Source organism: Bartonella sp. AP65SXKL (assembly GCF_042195725.1).
Classification (GTDB): Bacteria; Pseudomonadota; Alphaproteobacteria; order Rhizobiales; family Rhizobiaceae; genus Bartonella.
This window is the reverse complement of sequence record NZ_JBHIOW010000120.1, coordinates 1-551: the sequence shown is the minus strand read 5'-3', so window position 1 is coordinate 551 and position 551 is coordinate 1. Positions and strand designations below refer to the sequence as shown.

Sequence of the window (551 nt, the reverse complement as noted above, 5' to 3'; positions counted from 1 at the left end):
ATTCATATTTTTTGCACATAGAGATACCCTCACAATTTAATGTGATAAACATTTGCTAAAATTTGAAATGGAAAATTTGCTTAGAAAGCAGGCGCCCCCGCCGCGCCCGCCGCTGCTTTATTAATTAGACCCAGACAATCTCTAATTCACCATAAGGAGAGAGACGTTCAGTATAGGTTTTTATTTTAGTAGACCCGCCGACATTTTCACGAATAACAGCAATGCCATGAATATTGGCATTTTCATAAACATGCACGTTATTTGCTATACGAGCATTTTCATAAACCCTAGCATTGTCATAAACATAGGCATTATCATAAATAATATCCTTGCCATACACATGTGCATTACCATAAACATGGGAATTATCAGAAATAACAGCATTGCCATAAACATGGGCATTATCATAAACATAGCCAGCAATGATAGCATTGTCATAAACCCGCGCATGACCATAGATATGACCACAAGTGACAGCATTGCCAAAAACTCTTGCATTATCATAAACGTGACCATTTTTAAACACAAGAGCCTCATCATACACCCAGCAA

Annotated in this window: 1 protein-coding gene; it reads right to left on the bottom strand. The window is 37.6% G+C overall.

The features are described 5' to 3' along the window. Nucleotides 1-124: 124 nt before the first annotated feature. On the bottom strand, nt 125-551 hold a 427-nt coding region (locus ACFIMP_RS09975; protein ID WP_375686353.1), incomplete at its 5' end, for a hypothetical protein.